This is a genomic window from Vibrio sp. 1069, from assembly GCF_033340555.1.
Window position 1 is genome coordinate 1 of sequence record NZ_JAWOWP010000192.1, and the last position, 880, is coordinate 880.

1 protein-coding gene is annotated in these 880 nt (G+C 47.2%); it reads right to left on the bottom strand.

From position 1 onward, the window contains the following. Positions 1-851 (bottom strand): LysR substrate-binding domain-containing protein (locus tag R7040_RS25375; protein WP_318097409.1); only part of this gene is annotated, 851 nt, incomplete at its 3' end. Positions 852-880 lie beyond the last annotated feature (29 nt).

The following is an 880-nucleotide window of genomic DNA, read 5'->3' on the forward strand; positions in this document are numbered from 1 at the left end:
CAATGAGTGAAAGCCTCAACTTGCGGTTTATCGCTTTCCCTTACCACTATATGATGCGCGCTGGCGCTTGGCATGGACCATCCACCAATCGGAACCAAAAGTCCTTGTTGTAGCTCATCCTCCACTAAAAAGTCCCTAACAAGCAGTATGCCTAACTGATTCACCGCCGCTTGAATGGCTAGTAAGGAATGTTCAAACTCGGCGATAGGTTTACTCACTTTGCCTTTATAGCCCTGAAAACGCAGCCAAGCTTGCCACGATTCATGGTATCCGCCCGTGCACAGTTTTGGCGCTAGCGCGATATCGGTAAGATGAATGACCGAATTAAGATTTAAAAAACCAGGGCTCGCCACTACTATCCAGTTTTCTTGGGTAAGTTGAACAGCCTGTTCTGATTGCCACTCTCCATAACCGTTGATGATCTCCACATCCGCAATGGCACTAGCATTTGGCACCGTGTTGGCAGTCGTTGAAATTTTTATCACGACATCAGGGTGCTGACGATGAAAATCGGCCAAGCGCGGCATTAACCATTGAGAACAAAAGCTGTGAGCGACATGAAGCGTCAGTTCAGTATTTTTCTGGCGAGCAAAAAGGTGTTGAGTTGCTACAGATAGCATCTGCAAAGTCTGGCTAACAACAGGTAAGTAGGCTTGGGCAGCTTGCGTTAATAAAAGCTGCGCACCATTGCGCTCAAAAAGTATCGCGTTTAACTGAAGTTCCAACGATTTAACTTGCTGACTGACCGCCGCGCGAGTGACATTTAGCTCTTTTGCAGCTTTTGTAAAGCTTCGCAAACGGGCTGTTGCTTCAAAGGCTTTCAGGGCATTAAGTGGTGGGAGGTTTTGCATCATGCTCTCCTACTAAACGGAGCATCGAT